Annotated in this window: 27 protein-coding genes; 18 read left to right on the top strand and 9 right to left on the bottom strand. The window is 41.2% G+C overall.

What is annotated here, in order from left to right; genetic code table 11:
- Nucleotides 1-4 precede the first annotated feature (4 nt).
- The 9 genes from HWQ42_RS13075 (at nt 5) to HWQ42_RS13035 (ending at nt 11,425) form a co-directional block, all read left to right on the top strand.
- On the top strand, nt 5-1,009 hold the full coding sequence (locus tag HWQ42_RS13075; protein ID WP_292812607.1) for a hypothetical protein: 1,005 nt from the start codon (nt 5-7) through the stop codon (nt 1,007-1,009).
- A 135-nt stretch (nt 1,010-1,144) separates the two neighbouring features.
- A complete protein-coding gene (locus HWQ42_RS13070) occupies nt 1,145-1,594 on the top strand; it encodes a DUF1257 domain-containing protein (protein ID WP_292812601.1) in 450 nt (149 codons plus the stop codon).
- 2 nt (nt 1,595-1,596) lie between these two features.
- Entirely contained in the window at nt 1,597-1,809 is a 213-nt protein-coding gene (locus tag HWQ42_RS13065) for a DUF2997 domain-containing protein (protein WP_292812598.1), read from the top strand.
- Nucleotides 1,810-1,899: 90 nt separating this feature from the next.
- Nucleotides 1,900-3,522, top strand: a complete 1,623-nt coding sequence (locus HWQ42_RS13060) for an AAA family ATPase (protein WP_292812596.1) — start codon at nt 1,900-1,902, stop codon at nt 3,520-3,522.
- A gap of 124 nt (nt 3,523-3,646) precedes the next feature.
- Nucleotides 3,647-4,042 (top strand): hypothetical protein, encoded by a 396-nt coding sequence (locus HWQ42_RS13055; protein ID WP_292812594.1) that lies wholly within the window; start codon nt 3,647-3,649, stop codon nt 4,040-4,042.
- 437 nt (nt 4,043-4,479) lie between these two features.
- Nucleotides 4,480-6,324: an ABC transporter substrate-binding protein gene (locus tag HWQ42_RS13050; RefSeq protein ID WP_292812591.1), complete on the top strand. Its 1,845-nt coding sequence runs from the start codon at nt 4,480-4,482 to the stop codon at nt 6,322-6,324.
- Nucleotides 6,325-6,768: 444 nt separating this feature from the next.
- Complete coding sequence (locus tag HWQ42_RS13045) at nt 6,769-8,868, top strand: hydantoinase/oxoprolinase family protein (RefSeq protein ID WP_292812588.1); 2,100 nt, start codon at nt 6,769-6,771, stop codon at nt 8,866-8,868.
- Complete coding sequence (locus HWQ42_RS13040) at nt 8,862-9,506, top strand: hypothetical protein (RefSeq protein WP_292812586.1); 645 nt, start codon at nt 8,862-8,864, stop codon at nt 9,504-9,506. Before HWQ42_RS13045 ends, HWQ42_RS13040 begins: the two co-directional genes overlap by 7 nt.
- 338 nt (nt 9,507-9,844) lie before the next feature.
- The gene (locus HWQ42_RS13035; protein ID WP_292812584.1) at nt 9,845-11,425 is read left to right on the top strand and encodes a hydantoinase B/oxoprolinase family protein; all 1,581 of its coding nucleotides are present in this window, start codon (nt 9,845-9,847) and stop codon (nt 11,423-11,425) included.
- Between the two features lie 123 nt (nt 11,426-11,548).
- On the opposite strand, the gene HWQ42_RS13030 is transcribed toward HWQ42_RS13035, so the two are convergent.
- Entirely contained in the window at nt 11,549-12,178 is a 630-nt protein-coding gene (locus HWQ42_RS13030; protein ID WP_292812581.1) for a hypothetical protein, read from the bottom strand.
- A gap of 36 nt (nt 12,179-12,214) precedes the next feature.
- Here HWQ42_RS13030 and HWQ42_RS13025 point away from each other — a divergent pair, with 36 nt between their 5' ends.
- The 3 genes from HWQ42_RS13025 (at nt 12,215) to HWQ42_RS13015 (ending at nt 15,750) form a co-directional block, all read left to right on the top strand.
- Nucleotides 12,215-12,349: a hypothetical protein gene (locus HWQ42_RS13025; protein ID WP_292812578.1), complete on the top strand. Its 135-nt coding sequence runs from the start codon at nt 12,215-12,217 to the stop codon at nt 12,347-12,349.
- Between the two features lie 630 nt (nt 12,350-12,979).
- Complete coding sequence (locus HWQ42_RS13020) at nt 12,980-15,256, top strand: DUF4157 domain-containing protein (RefSeq protein WP_292812576.1); 2,277 nt, start codon at nt 12,980-12,982, stop codon at nt 15,254-15,256.
- Nucleotides 15,257-15,456: 200 nt separating this feature from the next.
- On the top strand, nt 15,457-15,750 hold the full coding sequence (locus HWQ42_RS13015) for a hypothetical protein (protein WP_292812573.1): 294 nt from the start codon (nt 15,457-15,459) through the stop codon (nt 15,748-15,750).
- Between the two features lie 73 nt (nt 15,751-15,823).
- Here HWQ42_RS13015 and HWQ42_RS13010 read toward each other — a convergent pair whose 3' ends face one another.
- From HWQ42_RS13010 to HWQ42_RS12995, 4 genes are all read right to left on the bottom strand, one after another.
- Complete coding sequence (locus tag HWQ42_RS13010; protein ID WP_292812571.1) at nt 15,824-16,855, bottom strand: NADP-dependent oxidoreductase; 1,032 nt, start codon at nt 16,853-16,855, stop codon at nt 15,824-15,826.
- 94 nt (nt 16,856-16,949) lie between these two features.
- Nucleotides 16,950-17,111 carry a hypothetical protein gene (locus HWQ42_RS13005; RefSeq protein ID WP_292812569.1) on the bottom strand — a complete coding sequence of 54 codons (162 nt, stop codon included), beginning with the start codon at nt 17,109-17,111 and terminating at the stop codon, nt 16,950-16,952.
- 98 nt (nt 17,112-17,209) lie between these two features.
- Nucleotides 17,210-17,353, bottom strand: a complete 144-nt coding sequence (locus tag HWQ42_RS13000; RefSeq protein ID WP_292812566.1) for a hypothetical protein — start codon at nt 17,351-17,353, stop codon at nt 17,210-17,212.
- A 63-nt stretch (nt 17,354-17,416) separates the two neighbouring features.
- Nucleotides 17,417-18,202, bottom strand: coding sequence for a DUF3598 family protein (locus tag HWQ42_RS12995; RefSeq protein WP_292812563.1), 786 nt, complete (start codon nt 18,200-18,202; stop codon nt 17,417-17,419).
- A gap of 279 nt (nt 18,203-18,481) precedes the next feature.
- Between HWQ42_RS12995 and HWQ42_RS12990 the strand changes: the two genes are divergently transcribed.
- The 3 genes from HWQ42_RS12990 (at nt 18,482) to HWQ42_RS12980 (ending at nt 20,350) form a co-directional block, all read left to right on the top strand.
- Nucleotides 18,482-18,901, top strand: a complete 420-nt coding sequence (locus HWQ42_RS12990; RefSeq protein ID WP_292812561.1) for an SDR family NAD(P)-dependent oxidoreductase — start codon at nt 18,482-18,484, stop codon at nt 18,899-18,901.
- Between the two features lie 150 nt (nt 18,902-19,051).
- Nucleotides 19,052-19,660, top strand: coding sequence for a glutathione S-transferase family protein (locus HWQ42_RS12985; protein WP_292812559.1), 609 nt, complete (start codon nt 19,052-19,054; stop codon nt 19,658-19,660).
- An 84-nt stretch (nt 19,661-19,744) separates the two neighbouring features.
- Entirely contained in the window at nt 19,745-20,350 is a 606-nt protein-coding gene (locus tag HWQ42_RS12980; RefSeq protein WP_292812556.1) for a class I SAM-dependent methyltransferase, read from the top strand.
- A 136-nt stretch (nt 20,351-20,486) separates the two neighbouring features.
- On the opposite strand, the gene HWQ42_RS12975 is transcribed toward HWQ42_RS12980, so the two are convergent.
- From HWQ42_RS12975 to HWQ42_RS12960, 4 genes are all read right to left on the bottom strand, one after another.
- Nucleotides 20,487-20,729, bottom strand: a complete 243-nt coding sequence (locus tag HWQ42_RS12975; protein WP_292812554.1) for a hypothetical protein — start codon at nt 20,727-20,729, stop codon at nt 20,487-20,489.
- Between the two features lie 158 nt (nt 20,730-20,887).
- Nucleotides 20,888-21,388 carry a GNAT family N-acetyltransferase gene (locus HWQ42_RS12970; RefSeq protein WP_292812604.1) on the bottom strand — a complete coding sequence of 167 codons (501 nt, stop codon included), beginning with the start codon at nt 21,386-21,388 and terminating at the stop codon, nt 20,888-20,890.
- 208 nt (nt 21,389-21,596) lie between these two features.
- Nucleotides 21,597-21,743: a hypothetical protein gene (locus HWQ42_RS12965; protein ID WP_292812552.1), complete on the bottom strand. Its 147-nt coding sequence runs from the start codon at nt 21,741-21,743 to the stop codon at nt 21,597-21,599.
- A 137-nt stretch (nt 21,744-21,880) separates the two neighbouring features.
- On the bottom strand, nt 21,881-22,657 hold the full coding sequence (locus HWQ42_RS12960; protein WP_292812549.1) for a YwqG family protein: 777 nt from the start codon (nt 22,655-22,657) through the stop codon (nt 21,881-21,883).
- Nucleotides 22,658-22,684: 27 nt separating this feature from the next.
- Between HWQ42_RS12960 and HWQ42_RS12955 the strand changes: the two genes are divergently transcribed.
- The 3 genes from HWQ42_RS12955 to HWQ42_RS12945 form a co-directional block, all read left to right on the top strand.
- Nucleotides 22,685-23,044 carry a helix-turn-helix transcriptional regulator gene (locus HWQ42_RS12955; protein WP_292812547.1) on the top strand — a complete coding sequence of 120 codons (360 nt, stop codon included), beginning with the start codon at nt 22,685-22,687 and terminating at the stop codon, nt 23,042-23,044.
- Nucleotides 23,045-23,046: 2 nt separating this feature from the next.
- Nucleotides 23,047-23,973 carry a PD-(D/E)XK nuclease family protein gene (locus HWQ42_RS12950; protein ID WP_292812545.1) on the top strand — a complete coding sequence of 309 codons (927 nt, stop codon included), beginning with the start codon at nt 23,047-23,049 and terminating at the stop codon, nt 23,971-23,973.
- Nucleotides 23,973-25,482: hypothetical protein (locus HWQ42_RS12945; RefSeq protein WP_292812543.1), on the top strand; the 1,510-nt coding region annotated here is incomplete at its 3' end. The genes HWQ42_RS12950 and HWQ42_RS12945, both read left to right, overlap by 1 nt.

Genomic DNA, 25,482 nt, shown 5'->3' with positions numbered 1-25,482 from the left:
CAAGCTGAGAACATCGGAAGCTGGGTGCGGTGAAAGTCGCACGCCCAGATTTAACAGAGAGGTGCCCCGGATAATACCGGGCATCGACTCTACCAAAGCTGAAGTCTCTGAAATCGAATCAGACCTTGTGAAAGTGACAAATTCCGAAGTCGGATTACGCGGAATCAAAGTATTTAAGAAGCTCGATGAAGCTGCTGCCCAATTGAGGCAAGAGATTGCTTCAGTTCAAGAGTGGATGTCTGCTGATACTGGTGATTGGGTTTGTCCGATTGATTTAGCTCCCTTGGTATGGAATCAGTTAATCAATATTAGGGATAATATCGCCCCTGGTTTACGCAATCAATTAAAAGCTGATTACGAAGCGGGATTTATTGATTATCAAGAGCGAATTGACCAGTTCCTCTCACTTAACACCTGGGAATTAGCACAGGATAAGCAAGAGTCAGTCAAAGCCAACTTGCTAAGAGCATTTCCGACTCTGACCGATCTTGAAGACTATTTGCAAGTCGTTATTGGTCGTCCGGTGATTATACCTGCTTTGTCCGAACAACTCAATCAGCAACAAGCCGAATGTCTTGACCAGATTACCAAGTTCATTCAGCAGTATGACCAAAATCTGGAGCAAAGGCTACGGGAATCTGCTCTAGCTGGCGGTGAACAACTTGCCGCGCAGTTGCTTGAAGAATTGAGCGACTGGGAGCCAGGACGCAAGCCAATCCAGTTTAAAAAGAAGATGCAACGCCATCTGATGAAGGTTCAGGTACTACTAGCGAATGCTGACCCGGAGGCTGGCAGTAGCTTGGAGGCGATGATGGCGCACTTGGACTCTATCGTTAACGATCCGGCGATTGAAGCTAAGAATCTGGGCAGTGATACGCGCAGTCAACTACAGCAAAAAATAGATTCTATCCGCACCAAGTTGTTAGATGAACAACGCAATCTACAACAGCTAGCGACTAGCGACGTGGGCTTGTCGAAAGCTACAGTTGCCGCTTTTAGGTTCAGGTAAAAAAATGGTCTTGGGCAAGTATGCATTTGCTCAAGACTTGATCGATGTATTAAAAGTGCAATTTCCACAATAACCCAAAAAGGATATCGCACCCCTACTATTTCTCAAACCAATTTGAAAACCTTGGAGCTAAAAATGTCGCATTTCTCAACAGTCAAAACCAAATTAAGCAATCACAAGTGTTTGGTGCAAGCTCTCACGGATCTAAACCTATCACCGCAAGTTCATGAAAAAGCGCAGCCACTAAAAGGATACTACGGTGGCTATCTTGGACAAAGCGCTGAAATTATCGTATCTGGTCGCACCATAAAAGCCCGTGCAGACATCGGGTTCAAATGGAACACCTCAAGCGGCGTGTACGAGGTAATACACGACAGTTATGAAACAGTTCCGAAGTTAGGACAAGACTTCTTTAGTAACAAGTTGATGTTGGCTTACGGACAACGGATGGTGAGAGCTAAAGCTGCCGAGTTACAAGAAAGGTTTGGTGAATGCGCGATCGCTGAATCAACCAACGGGAGCGTGCAAACTCTACGGCTGACTTTTGCCGGACATCAAGAAGTTAAACAATTTGCACGGAGATAAGCATGGAACGTTCAATACTGATTCATTTTGACAATGCTACAGGTGAAGTTCGCGTAGAGGCTGAGGGATTCGAGGGTTTGAGTTGTTTGTTGGCTACGCAACCATTTGAAGAGGCATTGGGTGTTGTGAGCGAGAGCGATCGCACATTTAAAAATGAAGCCCAAACCCAACAACTTCGGACTACCCTAAGCAGTCAAACACGTTTGCACCAGTAATCAGTCATCAGTTACCAGTCTTAACTCGGCTGGTAACTGATGATCATAAAGGCTTCGCCATTTCATAAGTGAAATATTTGAATAATTGACATGAAACTCTCAAATCTTCTTTCCACACTCGATTCACAAATTCCGATCGCAGCGCTTGATGTGCTGTCTCCCGATGAAGCGACGATTATTCAGTGGCTGACTACAGAGGCATCTAACAAGCTATCAAGTCCAGTGTTTTTCTGGAATCTGGGGGTATCAACCTTAGAGCAATGTTTAATCGCAGCAGATGGGGGATTGGTGTTTAAGCCAGTTGCAGAGTATAAGAAACCACCACAGGCTGATCCATTGTTATATGTGTTTGATTACATTGCTAACTTTAGTGGGAATGGTGTATTTATCCTCGGAGATATTCACTCCTTTATTGCTAAGAATTCACCCCAATTATCATGGGAGATTTTAAGCAAGGTAAAAAACCTTTACCACAGGTTAAAACCCACAGATAAACGCATTGTATTGTTGGGTCAGAACATACAATTACACGAATCCCTAGTCAGATTGATTCCTTATTGTGAAGTCCCTTTACCTAGTATTGACCAAATACTTGAGCATATCACTTCTTATTTGCATGACCTACAACAGTCTGCTAAAGAGCAAGAATTAACCTTTACTGTAACGCTAGAAAATGCTGAATTTGAAACTCTTTCTCGTGCAGCACTGGGTTTAACCCTGGAGGAGATTAGTGATTTCCTGCGGTTAACAGTCAAAGAAAACTTAACTAATGATGGTGTCGTTGTCGGCGCTGATTTTATCCCCAAAGCCGTCGAGTACAAAACTCGGCTACTCTCTCAAATGGGCATTGAGTTGGGTAAACCTGCGATAATCCCATTCGGCGGTTTGGATCTACTGCGCGAATGGCTGACTCGGCGGCGGCGGCTATTCACACAAGAGGCGCGTGAGCTACACCTACCTCAACCAAAAGGTGTGTTGCTGGCTGGCCCACCCGGTACTGGGAAAACTTTATTAGCCAAGAATATTGCTAACATTCTCAATTTACCACTACTCCAACTAGACATTGCGTCCCTCTTAGGCAGTCTGGTAGGTGAGTCTGAGGGGAATGTCAGACGTGCTTTGAAAACGGCAGAAGCGATCGCACCCTGTGTCTTATGGGTGGACGAGATAGAAAAAGCACTTTCGGGTACTGGTGACACTAGTGGAGTCTCACAGAGGATTCTGGGCAATATCCTTACATTCATGTCCGAATCTCAGTGTGGTGTGTTTGTCGTGGCAACTTGCAATGACCCCTCTGCATTACCGTCTGAGCTAAAGAGGAAAGGCCGCTTCGATGAAAATTTTTTCGTCGATTTGCCTACAGAACCAGAACGGATACAGATTTTGGGGATTCACCTAGAGCGCTTTGGCATTCACCTGGAATCGGAGTACCTCGAAGCGATCGCAGCCAATACCGCGAAATTTTCCGGTGTTGAACTGGAAACCCTTGCTTCGGAAACTGCTCTGCTGGCATTCGATGAGGGTAGACCGCAGCAGGTAACGCTTGCTGATCTCGAAACCTGCCGTCAAACCATTACCCCGCTTGCGATTCAGGATGCTGCGGCAGTCGAACGAATACAGGCATGGGCGGCTACCGCACGACGGGCTAGTAGTCCTGTGGTTGCAGCGAAAACTCAATCTTTGCGTGCTGCTAAGTTTCGGAATATGAACTGATGAAAAAGCGATTGTCTCCTGATTCTTGCGGGGCGATCGCCATCGGTTCATAGCGGGTACGCCATCGCTCTTTCTTCTAGTAATTGATAGCAGCTAATTAACATAGTTAATAAGGCGAATAAAGATGACAACAGGCTTAGTTACTTATTACGGGCAGACTCCAACCATTGACCAACTGATTGAGAATTATGGCGCATATTTGGAGAAATTAGACAGAGAAACAAAATTGTTGCTTCGGACGGTGTTAACAAATTATGTATTTATGCGAGAAAGGCATGAGCCGAGCAGTTACACACTAATAGAAGCTTCTAGGGATGCACTTTTTGTCACATTTCTTGGTATGGATACGCCACAACTTTTGGTAGATATTTGCTCACAATTAAATGGGCTAACAACACACGAAGCGGAAACAATATTTGAAGCACTACAACATCAAATTAGATGGGGCAATGCCCAAATAGAAAAAAGTGGTAAATTCGATAGTGCGTTAAACAAGAAGAACCAGATTATAGTTGAATGAAGCGATCTTGCCCAAAATCACGATTGCTGACCACTTTGGTGTAATAGAAGATCCACGCATAGATCGTACTAAACGACACAAGTTAATCGATATTGCTATCTGGATGATGTAGTGCAAATCGGCTATTGTGCTGTCGCTGCGGATTTTACCCTACGCCAAATCATGGGACTGATGCCCAAGATAAAAATATGAAGCTGGTAGATGACAAGTTGCTCAGAATTGGACATTGGGTCATCTTACCGTATGGACAGTCCCATCTCCCCCGAAAAAAATCGCTCTCGTGAGATAGTGTACGCTTGGGGTTTGACTTTTTTGATCAACAAAGATCTACCTCAACTTACAGCGACATCTGTAGAAATTATTTCCACACTAATAGAACAACCTGAAAGGAAAATTAGAGTATCATTTTAGCAAAAGACGATAACATCTGAAATAATATGTGTGAAAATTGTCGGCAAGTTATAGACAATCTAGCTATTAATATTGAACTTTTATTACAAGATTTAGATGCTATTCCTAACACAAGGAAGCTCATTCAACTAGATAAAATAATTATTTGTAATTTTTTATTGGGATTATCTCGACAACAAATAGCTAATATAGTAAACTTACCTGGACAGAATATTGCCGACCGATTAAGTAAGATTATCTATCCAAAAATAGCACATATAATGGGCGTAGACCAAGAGGAAATAGCTGGCAATTGGGTGAGCATTATTAATTTTTTAGTCAACCCACAGAACGGTTATAGGTTAAATCCTCCGCCTCAATTAAATAGTGATAACTTTCAAGGAAGCTTTGGGAGACAAATTTTTCTTTATCCAGCCAACCAAGAAATAGTTCAATATCAGATTCAAGGAACAAATTTTTATCAACAAGGGCTTTACTATCAAGCATTTCAATGTTTTTTAGAGGCTTGGAATCAACAACTTAATAATTATGGGATTGGGAATCCGGAAGTATTAATTTACATTAATAACTGCTTAATTGAATATAAGAAATCTTTTTTACAAGAAAAAGGTATTAAAATTTATACTTTAGCTGTGGTTACTCCATTCTTTCATAACCAAGGACACGTTGCTGCCGAAATTTTGAGAGGAATTTCTCAAATACAATTACAAGTTAATCTGCAAAGCTTTGACCAAATTTCTTTAGGCACAGAGATAAATTTAGACGATATCACGCCTAATACCTACTTGCCTTCAATATGTAGTCGTAGTCAAATAGCGTTGCAAATTCTTGTTGTTAATGATCCTAATAACTTATACGATCCATATAACCAAACAGCAGAAAAATTGGCTGAGTTAGCACCGCAATTGAACCTGATTGCTATCATCGGTCATTATTCAAGCGAAATGACCAGAAATGCACTGCGTTTCTATAAGCAGAAAGGGTTAACTTTAGTAAATTCTAGTAGTACATCAAATGAACTTTCCCAATTATCTATAGATGAGAGTTTATCTTTTTTTAGATTGACTACACCAGATGCTATTAATGCTAAAAAAATGGCTAATTATTTAATAGAACAAGTTTCCAGCCAACCTCCCCAAAAAGTAGCTCTTATCTATAACCAAAATAGTAGTTACAGTATTTCCTATAGAAACAGTATTAGACAATATCTAGAACAACATCAAGATAAGTTTGTTTTTTTAAAAGAATGTAATTATATTAGTGAAAATTATTACAAAGTCCAACAATATATAGAATATCTTAAAAAAGATGATGTTGATATTATCATCATAATTCCCGATGGAGGAATTGAACCGAATTCCCTTGAGAATGCTGGGTTAATTAGCCGATTAAATATCAACAACTGTTTAATAGCCGGCTCGGCAACTTTTTATCATGATAATGTTTTACATTGGATTCATGAGCAAACCCCGTGCAATACTACAAATCAAAATAACCGTCAAATTATAGCTTGTATTCCTTGGCATTGGCAGAGTCAAGAAAACGGGTGCGAGAGTTCTAATCCTATACCAGAGAATTTTTGTAAAATAGGCGCTAAGTTATGGGGAATAGAAAATTTAACATGGCGCAGTGCAACAGCTTTTGATTCCGTGTTAATAATCTTAAAAGTTTTAGAAGAATACCGCAGCCAATCTAGCAAAGATTTACTCACACATATGGATCAATATTTCAAAAAAAGGAGAAACCGGGTAAAGGGAGTCACGGGGCTTATTCAATTTGATAAAAGTGGCGATCGTCTCGATCCTCCAGCCGAAATAGTAGCTATCAACTGGGATGAAATACAACAAAAATGGCGATGGAAAATATGCTGAAAAACTGATGGCAGTTGTAGCTAGAAAAAAAACTGCTATAGGTGAGGCGATTCATATCTTAATAAAAGGCTTAAAGAAAGAATAACCGAATTTAAAGGCGCGATTGCTAAGTACTTAGCTATGTAGAACCACAGGCAGAATATAGTGATTCTAGACAAACAATACTGCTCAAATTTTACTAATATAGCAACTTCGATTATAACTTGTTGTTGAATGATTAGGACTAATTAAAGTTCTAAATATTAGTTTTTATAATATCCTATACTGAGGATTTCTGTGTCTCCATCTTTCTACAAGGAAATGGTTATACGCTCCAAAATTATATCTTTATAGGCAATTGTGTATGAATTATCCACACCCGTCGTTAAAGTCTTCCACATATGAAGTAGAAATAGTCTTAATCCTATTGTTACTCTAATTTCATGCCCTTGAGGAAATTGATACATGTTAAAAGTATTTGCTGATCGTGGTGGTACATTCACAGATATTATTGTTGTAACGAATAATCAGGCAATTATAGACAAGCTCGCAAAGCATACAGAACGTTTTTTGATTGTTCCTTTTTCTAACCAAGAATGGGTTATTGTCTACAAATTACTTTCAGAGAATCCGGAACAATATCAAGATGCAGTTATCCAAGGAATTAGGGATATTATGAGTCTTTCAAGCAATGAACTCATTCCCAATACAGCCATAGAAGTAGTCAAAATGGGGACAACAGTCGCCACTAATGCACTTTTAGAAAGGCAAGGAGATAGAGTAGTTCTGATTATTACGAAAGGGTTTAAAGATGGGTTGCGAATTGGCTACCAAAACCGTCCTAATATCTTTGCTCGTCACATCATTTTACCAACGATGCTTTATGAACAAGTCATTGAAGTAGACGAACGCTATGATGCTCATGGTAACGAATTAAAACCTGTGAATATTGCACAGATGAAACAAGATTTACAAGCAGTTTATCACACAGGAATTCGTAGTTGTGCTATTGTTTTTATGCACAGCTATCGTTATCCAAAACATGAGCAAGAAGTAGCAGCAATTGCTCAAGAAATTGGCTTTACACAAATTTCTGTATCTCATCAAGTTAGTCCATTAATGAAATTAGTGAGTAGAGGAGATACAACTGTCGTAGATGCTTATTTAACTCCAATTTTGCGTCGCTATGTCAACCAAGTAGCCAGTCAGTTACTTAATGTCAGATTAATGTTCATGAAGTCTGACGGTGGTTTAACTGATGCTGCACAATTTCAGGGAAAAGATAGCATATTAAGCGGTCCGGCTGGTGGTATTGTTGGCGCAGTACAAACAAGCAAAAGAGCAGGTTTTAACTTAGTTATTACCTTTGATATGGGGGGAACAAGTACAGATGTAGCCCATTTTAATGGAGAGTATGAGCGTCAATTAGATTCCGAAATTGCTGGGGCGCGAATGCGAGTTCCCGTATTATCAATTAATACGATTGCAGCTGGTGGTGGTTCAATTCTCATATTCGACGGTTCTAGCTACCGTGTCGGGCCGACATCGGCTGGTTCAAATCCTGGCCCTACTTGTTATCGGCGGGGTGGCCCTTTAACGGTGACAGATGCTAATGTAATGTTAGGTAAGATACATCCTCAATATTTTCCGTCTGTGTTTGGAAGTGATGGCAATTTACCGTTAGATAAAAATATTGTCTTAGAGAAATTTCAGCAATTAGCACAAGACGTTGCAACTGTTACAGGCAATTCTCGTACACCCGAACAAATAGCAGCAGGATTTATTGCTATTGCTGTTGAAAATATGGCTAATGCTATTAAAAAAATCAGTTTACAACGTGGTTATGATGTCACAAAATATGTACTTTGTTGTTTTGGTGGTGCAGGCGGACAAGTTGCTTGTTTAATTGCTGAGACTTTAGGGATGAAACAGATATTTTTGCATCCTTATGCTGGGGTTCTTTCAGCCTATGGTATGGGATTAGCTGATGTTAGAGCCACTAGAGTAGGAGGAGTAGAACAGCCTTTGAATCAAGCGTTAATTCCACAATTAATGCAGTTGATGAAGTCTTTGGAAACCCAAGCTAGAAGCGAAGTCAGTCAAAATCAAAGTAATGTTGAAGCAAAAATAATTCAAAAATTGAATTTGAAATATGAGGGAACTAATTCTACTTTAAGCGTTGATTTTGATGCAGATGTAATGGTCATGAAAACAGCATTTACAGATGAACATAAATCTCGTTATGGTTTTATTCAGGCAGAAAAATCCTTAATTGTAGAATCCGTGTCTGTGGAAGTAATTCAGAAAATGGATACTCCTGAAGAACCGTTAATTACTCGTACCCGTCCTCTGAAGTCAGCCCTTCAACCTGTGGAAATAGTCAAGATGTTTACTGCTGATAAATGGCATGATACACCAGTTTATCACCGGGAAGATTTACAACCGGGAGATTGTATCAACGGTGCGGCTATCATTGTCGAAAAAATTAGCACAATTGTAGTTGAACTTAACTGGCAAGCCGGATTAAATGAGCATAATCATTTGATTGTACAACGTCCATGTTAAGTAACGAAATTCCTTCTGGATTCAAAGTATTTTGTGTAACACCAGATATGAGAATTAGGTACTTTGCACAACCCAACTTTTGTTTCATCCTGTTCCTGCTGCCATTTATTGTCTTGTTTATTGGACATATTTTCCTTTTGTGTTTCACCTTCTATGAAATTCTGAGGATTGGTATTGTGGCAGTAGTGCAGCAAATATCCCAGCAACTTGTAGAGTATTTAGTATTTCCCTTTAGCTTTTTAGTACTAGGTTTTGTTACATTTCATGCTTTCTGGATTACTTTTGGAGTTACAGATTTTTTAGCTGCTGATGATTCATTCATTGTGATAAAAAAGTTATTCTGGATGTCGAAGCAGCAAGAAGTTACTAGAATGAATATCCAATACTTCCAACAAGTTAAAGATGGAGGTGAAGGAGAAGACTCATTTCCATCGTGGGGTTTAGAATTGGTCACAAATCAAAAAATTTATGATGGAAATATTTCTCTACCATCTTGGATTCCAGAAAGCACAATCAATCAGATAATTTATACGAAAATTGTTCTGCTAGACAAGCAGTCAATTCAAAAAAGCGATTGGTTAGGTAGTGTACTCGCAGATTTTTATAAAGTTGAATTTTGTGCCTCTGAAAAACGGTAATAGTAGTAAGTACACCATTTTATTCGGTTGGGTGGAGGAACAGGGTTAGCGCGTCTCAAACCCCAGCAATTGTGATTTTCGGCTTGAGTTTCACAGGCTCTGCCTTCGTTCTACTTTGAGAATGACAATATCATTTTTAGCGATCGCTCTCTTCACCAGTTACATATAGTTATTTTGTACTACTCAAAACACACCTCTACTTAGCACTTTTCTCCATTTAGATGCGTTTGCCCTGCCTGAAGAACCGTTAGTTACTCGTACCCGTCCTCTGAAGTCAGCCATGAAATTGCTTTTTAGAGTCTTATCTTACCAAGGAAAATATTAAACAGGAGTCAAAAATGTACACCATATCTCAACCCGATCCTATCCGCTTAGAAATATTCAAAAACCTCTATCAATTTATCGCCGAACAAATGGGGATTGTTCTACAAAACACGGCAGCCTCCGTGAATATTAAAGAACGATTAGATTTCTCATGTGCTATTTTTGACTCTTCTGGATTATTAGTCGCTAATGCTCCTCACATTCCTGTACATTTAGGTTCAATGAGTGAAAGTGTTCGTAGTTTAATTAATAATAACGGCAACACTATAAAACCAGGAAATGTATATCTATCTAATAATCCTTATAACGGCGGAACACATCTTCCTGATGTCACAGCAATTACCCCTATGTTTCTGAATAATAATGAAAAAACTTTAGGCTCCAGTCCCCTATTCTATGTTGCTGCTCGTGGACACCAAGCGGATATTGGCGGCATTACTCCCGGTTCTATGCCCCCTCACAGTACTACGGTAGAAGAGGAAGGAATTATATTTGATAATTTTCTCCTAGTTCAGCAGGGAGATTTTTGCGAAACAGCAGTCCGAGAGTTACTGTTAAACCATCCTTACCCTGCTCGTAACCCCGAGCAAAATATCGCTGATTTTTATGCACAAATTGCCGCCAATGAACGAGGAGTGCAAGAACTGCGTAAAATGGTTTCCCAGTATGGACTTGAGGCAGTGCAAGCTTACATGAAATTTGTCCAAGATAATGCCGAGGAGTCAGTTAGACGGGCAATTGATGTTCTCAAGGATGGCTCATTTTTTTATGAAATGGATAGTGGTGCAAGAATTCAAGTTAAAGTGGCAATTAATCGAGAAAATCGCAGTGCAATTATTGATTTTACTGGCACATCTGGGCAACTAAACAGTAACTTTAATGCTCCCAAAGCTGTAACTCAAGCAGCAGTTTTATACGTCTTCCGTACTCTTGTTGATGATAGTATTCCCCTAAACGCCGGGTGTCTTAAACCTTTAGAAATTATCATTCCTGAAGGCTGTATGCTCAACCCAACCTACCCAGCAGCAGTGGTAGCAGGTAATGTAGAAACATCTCAAACCATTGTTGATGCTTTATATGGTGCTTTGGGTGTGAGTGCTGCTTCTGCCGGAACGATGAATAATTTTACTTTCGGTAATGAGCGTTATCAATATTATGAAACCATCTGCGGTGGTTCTGGCGCAGGGGATAAATTTGATGGTACTGATGCAGTCCAAACCCACATGACTAACTCCCGCTTGACCGATCCAGAAATTTTAGAAACTCGTTATCCTGTGCAAATAGAAAGCTTTTGTCTGCGTCCCGATAGCGGCGGTAAAGGAAAATATTCAGGTGGTAACGGTGTGATTCGCCGCATCAAGTTTCTTGAACCAATGACAGCTAATATTCTTTCTGGTCATCGCCGTGTCCCTCCCTTTGGATTATATGGTGGGGAAGCTGGACAAGTCGGACGCAACTGGATAGAGCGTCAAGATGGCACACAAGAGAATTTAGACAGCACAGCAACAGTCGAGATGCTATCTGGAGATGTCTTTGTGATAGAAACCCCTGGTGGTGGTGGATTTGGTTCAATCCGTAATTCACCTTGGTATTGAGCCGATATCTGAATAAGTGCGATTCGTTCTGGAGAAACCCATTTCATCCTCATATATTTTTTCGCTAGTTTGTAAATTAGCATTATCGCCGCAGCCTCTAACGCTTGGGCGTTGTTCATAGCGTTAGCGAGATTCTTCAAAGCCATACCCATGAGTCGTAAGCATTCTTGTGCATTCTCTTTTGGGGATTCCTGGGCCAGCGATCATTGTCTGCTCTAACGCCTGTTTCACCCGCTTGTTCAACGCTTTGGTAGCCTGCTGCGTCATGGTATTTCCCCACTGTTGAGAAGGGCGCTGTTGAACCGCGTTTTCCAATTCCTGAATGCGCTGCTGAAGTTGTTGATTCTCAATCTCCAGCTTTCTCAACCCTTCCATTTCAGAAAGCCGTTGCTGCAACCGGATATTTTCTTCTTTCTGTTGCTTGAATAGTTGTTGCAGAGATTGGATTTGCTCTTGTACCTGGGCTTCGGCTCTGGCTTTGGCCTCTGTTTGCAAACCAATCTTCAACTCTTGCTCCAGGCGCTCTAACTCATGCCTATGCTGTTCTTTGATTTGAGCGATCGCTTCCATATATTCTGGTGGATAGTTCTGCTCTCTGGGGAATGGAACGCTGGGGGCATCTAAATCGGTGTTGTTGATGAGCAGCCTCTCACCATCAGCAAAGGTAACAATCTGCTGCCAATGATTCGGAGCCGAAGCTTCAATCACTCCCGAATCCCCATACCTTGGGTGTGATTCTTGTGAAACAGTCACAGAATTACACAATTGCGTTTGGGGTTTTCGCTTTTTGTGGCGCGTTTAACCGTTGGTGCGACTTGCTGCACCGCTTTAGCGAAGTCTGCGGCAGTGGGGAAGGGTTTTTCTTTGGCTGCGATCGCAAACAAAGCGTGGTTTGTAAAAGTTGAAACGAGCTATTTGCCTTAAATTACAAAATTGTTCATTTGTCTAGTGCAATAACTTTATTCTTAACGCCTTATGTGAATTAAAAATGCCCTACCGATAGCAAGGGTTTCAGGCTGTGGTTTAGCCAAGATGTTTAGCTATGTTGACGTATTTACGCCTTTCCAGACTCCAACTCACATAAGCCGTTCTTAATATAATTTCATGTTTTAATAGAATTTTACGTTACTGAATAGTAATCTCTACCACCAGATAGATAAAAATCTTTTAATATCAAGCAAATACCTTTTAAAATACTATAGATAATATATTCTTTTTTATAAATTTCTTGAAAGTTCTTGTCTTATGCATATTCAGATTAAAGTCGTTAAGGACTGTTACCAAAATAGAAATATTGCATAAAAGCTAGAGAAAATCTCGAAATCTAGCTATTGGACAAAAATCAAATAGCTCAATTGTCTGTTTTTACATTCTTTAAAAACAGTTGTAAAATCCTGTTAAGACAGAATTTTGTAACTATTATGATCTAATCAATGGTTGGTTTTTGGCATTTTATAACATAAGTACCTAGATTTTCACAACACAATATTTAAGATTTTCCTGACATCAATCAGAGATGTCAGGTTGACGTAAATCATTGAACTTGTAAAAACAATGCACAAAACAAAATCTTCAAAGACTGACTTATCTACCTATTCCAATTCCCCAGCGCTAAATTCATTCTCACAATTAGCGCATAGACCTTATGGTAGCGAAATCCAAAAAGCATCAGTTGCAGCTAAAACACCAACTGGTATAGAGAATGAAGCCTTTGCAGAACAACAGATGGAAGCAACTGGACTTGAAATACAAGCCAAGTATGACACGATTACGCCCGAAGGACAGGAGCGCCTAACAGTTTTGCAAGCCAAGATGGACGGATTATTGAATTCTCGACTGTCACACGCAACCCGATTTGGTCATAATATTGCCAATATTCCACTTCGTAGACCACATATATCAACTCCAATACAAGCAAAACTGACCATTGGAGAGCCTGGAGATAAGTATGAGCAAGAGGCGGACGAAACTGCGCGTCAGGTAGTCCAAAGGATTCATCAACCACAGAGCGAAAAACTCCAGCGAGAGTCATTGCCCGAAGAAGAAGAGGAATTGCAAATGAAACCGGAGCGCAGTATACAGCAAGAGTCTCTGCCAGCCGAAGAAGAGGAACTACAAATGAAGCCGATGGTGCAGCGTGTGGCAGACGGTGGTATGGCAGCATCACCTGATTTAGAAACATCAATACTACAAGCAAGGGGTGGTGGACAGTCCCTCGCTGACAATATTCGGCAGCCTATGGAGCAAGCCTTTGGGACTGATTTTAGTGGGGTGAAGGTTCACACGGGTACTCAGGCAGACCAATTGAATCAATCGATACATGCAAAAGCGTTTACGACGGGGCAGGATGTGTTCTTTCGACAGGGGGCGTATGAGCCAGGAAGTCAAGAGGGGCAGAAGTTGTTGGCGCATGAGTTGACTCATGTAGTGCAGCAGGGTGAGGGAAGGGCGCAGGGAAAGCAGTTGCCATCTGATACTCCACACTCGGCAGAGATAGAGATGCAGAGACAGCCTTATGGGAAAACGGAACAACGGGAGAAGATATCGGAAGAAAATAAGGAAATCCAGCGAAACGCTAGTGTGCAGATGGAAAACAAAACTGGATTACCGGACAACCTGAAAGTGGGGATTGAGAATTTGTCAGGGTTGGCGATGGATGATGTGCGGGTACATTACAACTCACCCAAACCAGCCGAGTTGAATGCGTTGGCGTATACGCAAGGCAGCGATATTCACGTCGCGTCGGGACAGGAACAACATCTGCCGCACGAAGCATGGCATGTCGTCCAGCAGACGCAGGGACGAGTAAAGCCAACAATGCAGATGAAGGATGGGGTGGGGGCCAATCACGAGGAAGGGATGGAAAAGGAGGCGGATGTGATGGGGGCAAAGGCACTACAATCTCTTAAAAATCCGTATCAAAAATTGGGCTTAAAAGAGGTGTTTCCTCAGTCTAGTCCGACGGTACAGGCATTTGGGTGGGAAGAAATATGGAGTATGGCTGAGGGATTTGGTCTATCGTCGGTGATGGTGTATACTGCGGTAGCAGTTGTCGGGCTCTCAGCGTTGTATTTATTGTTGAAAAACAGTAAAAGTAAGGAAGAAGCCTTATTGAAGGTGCAAAAGGCAACAGGGGAAGCGCATGAAGAAACTTATAAGAAAGAAAGAAATGTTATTAAAAAGGGAGAAAAATTTCAAGAACCGGCAAATCTAGATGAGTTAAGGGCTTATATTAACAAACAACAATTTCCTCCTTACGCCACAACGAACGGAGAAAAAAGAAATTGGGCGTTTATCACAGCTAAGAAATACACCAGGGATGAGAAGAAGATACAGAAGTTTGTCCAGCTTGTCAGGAACGTGACAGAGCAACAAATGCTGACCAGTGAACCAAATGAGAGTTATAGCGCACCAAGGTCTGTGGAGCCGATTCCCATAGGTGTGAATGCCGGGCGTAGCAAGATAAAGACCAGAGGTGTATCAGCCAACCCGCCCGCTAATGCAGTCCAACAGCCAATGCAAATATTACCACCGCCTGGGTACACATTACAAAATGATAGCACTGGTACCACCGCATACATCAATAATCCCAATAATCACCAGTTTGGGGGAGTGGCGCTCGACCATATAGTGTCAGTAGCGAACAACGGAAATTCTACGCGTTTACATCGTTCAACTAAAATGAAGGGGACAAATATTCGCACTTATGTCCATCCATCTGATCACGAGTTATACACAGTGACCCGGGATGGACAGCATACAGATGGAATAGGTATGATCACCGTATATGAGATAGGGGAAGTACGAGGGGGAGAGCATCGGTTTCGATGAGTCATCAATGACGATTGTAGAAGCCGTTTTAAATTTCCATCCACGAAAATAATATCTTAGGACTAGCCTTTTCAAGGTGTTGTGTAATGGCTTGATTTGTAGTTTGTTTATGCATAGGTGAAACTCTGTTGGGTTGAGAATCGAAATGTTGCGCTTGGAAGGTGTTTAAGCGATTTATAAAAGAAAGTCCAGTTTCCGTAATGGTTCGCAGGCTTTTAGAAAAAGTGTTATGTCCCAAAATTCTGGATGAACTGTTTGAACGTAGTGCAAAAACCCAGTACACTCGCGCTGCTTATAAGTGGGGATGGCAGCGAGTCGCAGATTACGCCATCAACACAAGCGATACCCCACTGCGGAAACTTCACCAGCAACTTCTTGATCATTATCACCAGCGCTCGATCATCCCAACACTCCTGCAAGAAGTCAAACCCCGGATTCTGCCCCGAATTTCCTGCCACCTTGAGTTTCTGCATACGTTCCGGCCGCAGACTTGACCTCGCTACAAAGTCATAGTAAAACACTTTTCAAACAACCTCTAAGCTCTTTTAGAGGATGTTTATAAATTTTTCAGGTAGGCTCATTTGAGACTTTAATAACCAGTTTTCCCTTTTTGTTACCGTCGAAAAGTTTTAGGATCGCCTTGGGTGCATTTTCCAAGCCTTCGACAATCTCAAGAGCATATTTAATTTGCCCCTGGTTTAGCCACTTTCCAATCTCTGCTATCGCTTCATGAAATCGGGGAATATAATCCAAGATAATAAATCCCTGGACGAGAGCGCGTTTCATGAGAATTTGGCTGTAATTATATGGGCCAGGAACAGGCTTTGAAGCATTATAAGTTGAGATTAAACCGCATAAAGGCAGGCGGGCGTGCAGATTAATTTTGGTTAGGACGGCATCAAGGATTATTCCGCCAACATTGTCAAAATACACATCGATTCCATTGGGACAAGCTTGAGCTAATGCTTTTTCTAAATCTCCAGTTTTATAGTTAATTGCTGCATCAAAGCCAAGTTCTTCTGTAAGCCAACGGCACTTTTCATCACTGCCAGTTATACCAACTACCCGACAACCCTTAATCTTGGCAATTTGTCCAACAATGGAACCAACTGCCCCAGCTGCGGCTGAAACGACCACAGTTTCTCCAACTTTTGGCTGTCCTATATCTAATAACCCAAAATAAGCTGTAAAACCAGTAGCTCCCAGTGGCCCGGTAAATGCGTTGAGCGGACAAGGTAGAGGATTAGGTAATCGCGTCAGCGAAAAGCCACTGTTTCCAAGGGCGATCGCGTAATCTTGCCATCCTAGCAACCCAGAAACCAAATCTCCCTTTTCAAAATTGGGATTTTTGGACTCTTCAACCACACCTATAATACTGCCACGCATAACTTCCCCAATTTCAATAGGAGGCATATATTGCTCTATATCGCTCATCCAGATCCGATTGGTAGGATCTAGTGACAGATATATAGTACGTACCAGCACCTCATCATCTTTTGGGCTGGGGATTGGCTCTTCTCGGTACTCAAAATCGCTTTCTTTAATGTCACCAACGGGACGAGCAGCTAATAGAAACTGTCGATTTATCGCTCTAGTCATAAGTTTTTGTTGGGTGTGACTGAGAGTTGGTCAGAGTCAATACAGACTTCCTTGGCTTTTTCTAGGTCTTCTAGCATCATTTTACTTTAGCATCTCACTTCACCAGCACACCATCAACAATCGTGATGCCCCACTGCCCAAACTTCGTCACCAATTTTTTGATCGCAATTTGCTTTCGCGGGATCATCATTCCAGCACTCTTGCAAAAAGTCAAACCCCGAATTTTGCTCCGAATTCGCCGCAACTTTTGCGCCACTTGGATCAACCTCGTAAATAGCTAGCTATTTGATTAGCGATCGCATGAAACCGCAACATGAATAGTATCGCTAGCCATCGCAATCAAGCAACACCCCATCAATACAAGCCATCCCCCACTACGTATACTTCGCCAGTAGTTTCTTGATCACTATCACCAGCGCCGGATAATCCCAGCATTCCTGCAAGAATCCAAAACCCGGATTCTGCCCCGAATTCGCCGCAACGCATCAGTTTCTGCATACGCGACTGTCGCATATTTGACCGTGCTACAAAGTCATAGTAAAACACTTTTCAAACAATCTCTTAAACATTGGATATCAAAAATGTTTCTAACGTTAGTGAGGAAAAGACTCCCAATTCATCATAATTAGCAATTAGTTGATGCATTTCGGAATTATTAATCAACCAATTGGCGATTACAGAAAAAGGAGTGCCTATACTGATTGAACTATGACAATTAATAGAAACACCGTCAGGTAAATAGTAATATTTATGCCCTTCTTTATGCCAATTAAATTGAGTGACTATTGGTTCGGAAATCTTCAGATTGGGAGTAATAGTCATAGATATCCCTTGCCAATTACCACTAAAATTACGTTCTGGTAATTGATTTAATTCAGTTGACCAGTATTTACTAGGAAATCCATTACAATCTTCACGAATATTTGCGGTATGAAATAAATTTCCGCTCTCGTCGTAAACAATACCTACACTATGCCGTAAATCTTCATATCGAAAGAATAATTCTATCCCAAAATACGAGTTAGGTTTTAACTTCACTGTTGCCCAAGTAGCATGACCCTCAGCAAAGAAATATCCTCGCATAGTCTCGCGTGATGGGTGAAAAAGTCCATTATCTAAGCTATTTGACAGAAAATTAAATTCCCAACTCTCTTGCTTATTTTCGCCATTTGTATAAATATAAGTATTAGTATGAACGATTTTAGTCTTTTCTGGATTGCTTTTAAAACTTCTCAGACTTTGAAATGATTCTTTGACATCACCAACTGGTGTATATCGCGTCCAAATTCCATGCCAATTGAGCAAATGATTAGTACAATAATTCCAATTTCGTTCTTTTGCATCCATAATATTTGTGTCCAAAATATATTTAAAATCTCCCTTTTAAAAATAGTATTATGATCCATACCAAATCACCAACGGCAAAGAAATACTGATAGAGACAGCATGGCGTTGGGAGTGGAAACGAGTGCTGGAATATGCTAGTAGTTGAAGTGCGACGCCGAATAGCCCGTCGCAGACATCGCTATTCATTCCAATCAACCAACACCGATTTTCTTTACGAATCAGCTCTGAGTCTCTAACAACAACTTTAAATGCCTGGGAATAGGCGCTCTCGAATTTCAGATGAACATCAATGTATATGGATTGATCTACATGGCTCAGGCGTTTGCCCCGGTACTCAAAGCCAATGCAGGTGGTGTCTTTGCCCAAATCAATTCTGTTGCTTCGCTTAAAGGTTTCCCCGACTCTGCCACTTACTGTGCCTCAAAAGCTGCGGCCTATTCAATCACCCAGACATTACGAGAACTATTGAGTGAGCAGGACACGCTTGTGCTAAGTGTTCACCCTGGCCCGATTGCCACGGATATGGGCGATGCGGCAGGAATGAGTGAGGTTGCACAGCCACCAACACTTGTGGCAGACGGGATAATAAAAGCTCTCAAAGCTGGGGATTTTCACGTCTTTCCTGACTCGATAGCTAAACAAATGGGCGATGCTTATAAGAGCTTTGCCCAAAATGTCGTTGAGGTGTCATCAAGTTAATGACATTGCAGGGTAATGCTCTAGACAAGGAAATCTGGGTATTAAACAGCAAGCCCAAACTCTTCTCGATTGATGAACAAGCCAATCACAGTATCATGCATCAAATCTATTTAAAATAGGAAATTACAATACTAAATTTATTGCAGCGATATGGCGCGAATCTTATACTATGCACAGCGTTCACCTTACGCTCGGAAAGTGAGAATTGTCCTGGCACAGAAGCAGCTACCTTACGAACCCAAAGAAACAGACATTAACAATAAACCTCCAGAATTTCTCAGTTTATCTCCCATCGGGAAAGTTCCGGTATTGGTGGATGAAAATGGTCTCGTTTTTTGGGATTCAACGCTGATTGTGGAGTATCTAGACGAGACTTATCCTCAGCCGAGTTTTTATCCAGGTTCGCGCATTGAACGTTTGTATTGTCGTCAGGGGGAAGAGTTAGCAGACAGTTTAATAGATAATGTTGTGGGATTGTGGTACGAAACCCGTAAAGGAAATCAAGCTGATTTTGGCACCCAATCTAAATATCAGTCCAGCATTAATCGCCTTTTAGGTGTTTTTGAGCAAAAGTTGACTAACTCAGCCTACCTATTAAATGAAACTCTAAGTGCTGTTGATGTTGCAGCTATATCAGGGTTGGGTTACTACAGCCTCAGATTTGGTCATAATTGGCAGCAAGAGTATCCTAAATTGAGGCAATGGTTTGAGCTATTGCATCAACGTAAGTCGATTGACTCTACCATGCCAAAAGCATAAAGCAATGTAGCTGACTTTAATCACTTGAGTTTTTACAAGATATCGTAGCAATTATATTCACCTATTCAATAGAAAGAGTAATTAATGATGACCGAACGAGAATTTCCGAACTGGGAAGCGCTCTATCAAGAACAAGCCGTTGAAACCATGCCCTGGTTCAACCCTAGCTTAGATCCAGATGTCGAAGAAGCGCTCCTTACCCTTGAACTGAGCAATGGTTCAGTGCTGGATTTGGGAACAGGGCCCGGAACTCAAGCGCTTGCTCTAGCCGAACGAGGATTTCAGACGATGGGAACAGATTTGTCAGAGGCGGCCATTCGTCAGGCGGCAGCAAAAGCAAGCCAAAAGGGATTAGAAATTTCGTTTCAGCAAGATGATATTCTCAACAGTTGTTTGCAACAATGTTTCGATTTGATTCTCGACAGAGGATGCTTCCATGTTCTGCCACCCCAAAGCTATGGTACTTACGTGCAAACAGTCGCAAGCTTATTAAAGCCTAAGTGCTACCTATTACTGAAATGCTTCTCTCAAGAGGAAACAAGAGAACAAGGGCCTTACCACTTTAGCCCAGAGGAGATTGGGCAGATATTCAAAGAACGATTTCATCTGCGTTTGGCTAAACAAACGGTCTATCATGGGATACTCGATCCCCTTCCCAAAGCACTCTTTTGCATCCTAGAAAAGTATTGATTTTTTTGCACAAATTTATCAGCTTCACTGAGAACGAGCAGCGATCGCCTCACTCGACTATTTAAAATTTTAGGCAGACACAAAACCCTACCCCTGCATCTCAAACCGCTGGATCATCTCGGTCAACGCCACCGCCTCACCTAAAGCGCGTGTACACAATCTCACCAGACATTGCAATCACAATTCGCTGTTTCTTCGCCCACTCGAACCAAGCAATCGCAGTAGATTTGGCCTGTTGTGCTTCCGCTTTCCTCCCCTCCTTACAAGCAGCCACAAACACAGCTTCCGGTGATTTTATCCCAATCCTCGTTCGCAAAGCCTCCTTCAAAGTCAGCGATCGCACTCTGGTACTGCAATGAAGGGCAATTGCGTTGCTCATCCCACTTCACCCAATACTGGTCGGGTTTTGGGGAAAATGGGAAAGAAAAAACTTTCAACCTAGACCCAGTAACCTTTTTCCCAAACCCAATTCCGAGTTAAAAATGCACAAAGCGAGCAGCATTGCCATAGCAATTCATGAATCTCCATCTCTAATCTCTACAAAAATTTTTCAACAATGATTTCGTCTATATATCTGCTGTTAATTTTGGCTTGTCTTTTGGCTGTACCAATAATTCCAAAACCAAGGTTTTGGTAAGTAGCTAATGCCGCCATATTATCTGCACGAATATAAGTAAGCAGTTTTTCGTACCCACGCTGACGCGCAAGCTCAAACGTAGCATTAAATAAACTTGTAGCTACTTTTTGGCGTCGATATGACAGATCAATATAAGTTCCTAGCACTCCCACATGATCAAAGGCATGGGTGTAGTTAGCAAATGGTTCCATACTTTGAAATCCTACAACCTTTTGCTCGTGATAACAGAGAGCTACGTGGAATACTCCACGTATTGGAAAGTGTAAAATATAATCACGTTCAGCCTCGACAGTCAAGGGTGTATCAAACGCTGTGTATACTCCAGCCTCAATAATTGGATTCAAAATGCTGACAATAGCTTCAGCATCGTTAAGTTCAACTTCTCGAACCAATAAATCCACGTTCAATTACCTTTTAGCATTAACTCTTAAAGTTAATCAATACTCTGTCTGCAATTGCAAGACCCTACTGTGGAAACTTCACCAGCAATTTCTTGATCACAATCTGCTTTCGCCGGATCGTCATTCCAACACGAGAGCAAGAAATCAAACCCCGGATTCGCCGCAACCTTGAGTTTCTGCATACGCGACTGTCGCATATTTGACCGCGCTACAATCGCCTCATGCGACCATTTTTCAGCACTGGGGACAGGTGCGGCAGAACTTTTACCTTCATCACCCCTGTAACAATTGCATAAAAATATGCTGCCGCAGTTTCAACAATAGAAGTGATGGTCAGTTTATCCAGTAGAGACACGATGGCAGTTCCGTATGAGCGATCGCAGTAAACTTGACCTGTTGTGTCTCAGGTTTCCTCCCGTAGCTATAAACAGTAATAAACATGGCTTCCAGTACATTTGATTCCTGAATTCTGGTAGATATCGCACCGAAACTTCAGCTTGATTCAAGGTTCACGTAGACCGTAGAAAAATCCAGTCGCTTCAAGTCTTCTGCATGAATCAGTACTTGCAGGTAGCCAGCATCGCTAAACATCACCTCAACTGCTCTGCTAGACTCAACTTGCAACAAGTTGTGCCAGTTCTGGGCGCGAGTCATGTCTAAGGTCTGCCGTTGCTCGTAGTTGTAAAGCCATTCGGGGTTCACCTCCCTAACTATATAAGCATCCTCCCGTGGATCATGCCCAATGCCCGAAACATGACCCAGCAGCTTACCGACACTGTTTTCACTGAGAGTTCTACCCAAATCATTTAACTTGAGTTCGTCCAAGTTGAGACGAGCGCACAGTCGCTCAAAATCATTTGTTGCCCAACGCGGGATATCGGGAAACAACTCAAACTCTAGACGGTGAGTTATTAAATTATCGTACCAATCTGTAATCAAACGAGTATCTTGGCTTAAATGTATCGGCTCTAAAGGTTCGCTCCCATCATAAAATACTAGTTGTTCGGCACTATTAGAGCTTTCCGAAGCAAACAGATAAAGCATTCCCCGCTTTGTCAAAGGATTGTCTGGAAAAGTGGGTAATTCAGCAAAGTTAATCTGCAAGATAAAGCAAAGGTATCTGTCTGAAGAAGTGTTTCGGGGCCAGGGAATAGACAAGGGCAAATCGGGAATTCCCCCGATACGGCTTTGCCCTTTATGTCCTGGTTCTTTCATTTTTGGCAAGCAGCGCGGAGGGACACAAAATCCCCAATCGACTTTGCTTGACATATTTAGCAAGCTTGATACAATTAGCAAATGAGTCAAGAATTAAGTAAATTAGGTTCATTTCTGGCTTCTGTTCGTCAGCATCAAAAATTGACGTTGCGTGCGGTTGAAACTCAAACAGGTATTTCCAATGCTTATCTTAGTCAGTTAGAGACAGGTAAAATTCGTTCGCCTTCTCCAGCTATCTTGCGTAAACTTAGTGATTTTTATGAAATTCCCTATACATCTATTTTGGAACTTGCTGGATATCCAGTGCCGGAGGGCGGAAAACTAGATACATCCCTGACGGATCTCGCTGCTAGATTAGGGCCAGTTACTTCTGAAGAAGCAGATGAACTAGCTGATTACCTCAAATATCTGCGTTCAAAACAAAATAAGCGAAAAATTTGATTATGTGGTCTTTATCTGCCGCAAAAACGTTCAAAAAGTGCCAACGACAGTGGTACTACAAAAACTGCCTTGCTAACTGGAAGGCAAAAGATCCTCTCCGTCATAAGGCTTATTTACTGAGCAAATTGCACAGTATTAGTTCTTGGCGAGGCAGTATTGTAGATTCTGTAATTAGTGAAGTTATTGTTCCTATATTAAAAGCAAAACAAACTCCTTCGCTGGCTGTTGCTCAACAGAAAGCTATAGATTTGTTTGACCGACAACTCAGATTTGCTCGGCAGCATCCCCTGTATCAGCCAGGGCTGTCACCCTCTAAAATAGGTTCAGATTTTGCTGTATTTCACTGTATGGAGTATGGCGGGGAAATTCCAGATGCAGAGATAAAGAAGGCAAAAGAAGAAATCGGCCAAGCATTAGTAAACTTATTTACTATGTCTGAAATTTGGTCGGAACTGAAGACATCCCTGTATATTGTCTCTCAACCCCCATTGTCATTTTCACATACTGATGAAACGGTTCGAGCTATACCCGACCTCATTGCCTTCTATGCTAATAAGCCGCCATTAATTATTGATTGGAAAGTCCATTTTTTTGGCGTTTACAGAGCTTGGATGCAACTTGGAATTTATGCCTTAGCTTTAAGCCAAGGAAAACCACACAAAGGCTTTCCGAAATTTCCGCAATGGGAAGTTACTGACTTTCGGCTTTGGGAAGTTCAATTACTAACAAATCATATCCGACATTATGAATTAGACGAAACACGTATCGCTCAAATCGATAATTCCATAGCGGAAAGTATTACTGCAATGCAATTGCTCGTGGGAGATGCAAAAAAAGTGACTCTCGATCCTATGGATTTTTTAACAGCTTCTTCCCCTGAAATATGCCAGTTCTGTAACTATCAATCAATTTGTTGGGAGTCTGTGTAATGGGTATCGAAAGTAATGTCTTTCCATTCTTAAACCTTGCTGAACTAACAACTCGATATCGACTTTATGAAATAAGGGGACTTAAGCGCCATGCTGAATACTATCAGAATCAGCAGAATTTAATTCATCGTTTGAGTTATTTACTAAAACATCCTGTCACTATTATTGAAGATGATGATAAACCTTATTTAGTTCTTTCTGATGATGCACCCGAGCCGCCAGAGCGCTTTCAAATTATTAGAGGAATTGTCTATTTCAAATCAACTGGTAAGACCTTAACTCTAGATTACTCATTACGCACTACACAAAATGATAAGATTTGTTGGCGCTTTCTCCATTTTATGGTGCAATCTTCTTTGTTTGGAAATGCACAGTTGTGGCAATCTAGCGCCGGAAAACCTTTTTTTGAGAAGGTTCCGTATCAAAAGTTTGGTGCGATCTCAATGTTTCGAGGATTTTCAGTCCGTCCATTTTTTATGGAATGTGGAGAAATTGGACTTTGTGTTGATGTGCAACATAAGTTTATCAGCCAATATTCTTTACCTAGTTACTTAACAGAGCAATCATTTCAGCAGTACAAAGCAAAGCACTGTATTTACCATTATGGGCATCAATGGTATGAAATTCAATTGAGTGAGCTTTCTGATTTGAATGCAATGGAAGAAAGAGTTCCAGACGGGAATAATTGGATTCCTTTACTTGACTACATCATAAAAAATTCTCGTAAACCAATTCCAGAAGATTTGGCATCCATATCCCAAGATGCAGCTGTAGTTCATTATTTCAATAATCAGAATCAAGATCGGGCAGCGATTGCCGCATTGTGTTACTTAGTTTATGACACAACAGATCCTGCGGTTCAAAAATATCATTCACATACTATTTTAAAACCTGAAACCCGCTATTATGCGATTAGTAAACTCGTTGAAAAGTACCTCCGAGAAATTAAATTTGGCAATATTACGCTTAAAGTTGCCTGCATACCTGAACAGGTTTCAGAGAAAAAATTTACACTTCCAGATTACAGATTTGGTAATAACTATTGCTTATCTGTTCGCGGTACTGAAGGCGTAACACAAGTAACTTTAGAGCAACTTGGGCGGAAAAGATTAGAACTTTTGAGTAGCCCAAACGCCGGAGTGTATGTACAAGAACCGTTTGATCGCCAATATTTTTTACTACCTCAAACTATTGGAGAAAGTTTTGGCTCTGAGTTTGTTCAGGATCTTACAAAAACTATAAATCAAATCTATCCGACAGGTGGTGGCTACAAACCTCAAATTATTTATTACCCAGATCGTGGATTCCGTACTTACATTGAGCAAGGTCGAGCCATTCTGAAGACAGTAGAGGAACAGCAACTTCAGCCGGGCTATGGCGTTGTGATGCTAAACTGCACCCCTACTTTTGCACGTCAACACGATCCTCTTGCAGCTTTAGTGGTTAGGGAATTAAGGGACTTCCAAAGAATAAATTATTCCAAGAAAAACAAGAAATATGTTTTCTCAA

The sequence above is a fragment of the Nostoc sp. JL23 genome, assembly GCF_017115065.1.
Lineage (GTDB): Bacteria > Cyanobacteriota > Cyanobacteriia > Cyanobacteriales > Nostocaceae > Nostoc > Nostoc punctiforme_A.
Note: the sequence above shows the minus strand (reverse complement) of the source record. Positions and strands in the feature narration are given on the sequence as shown.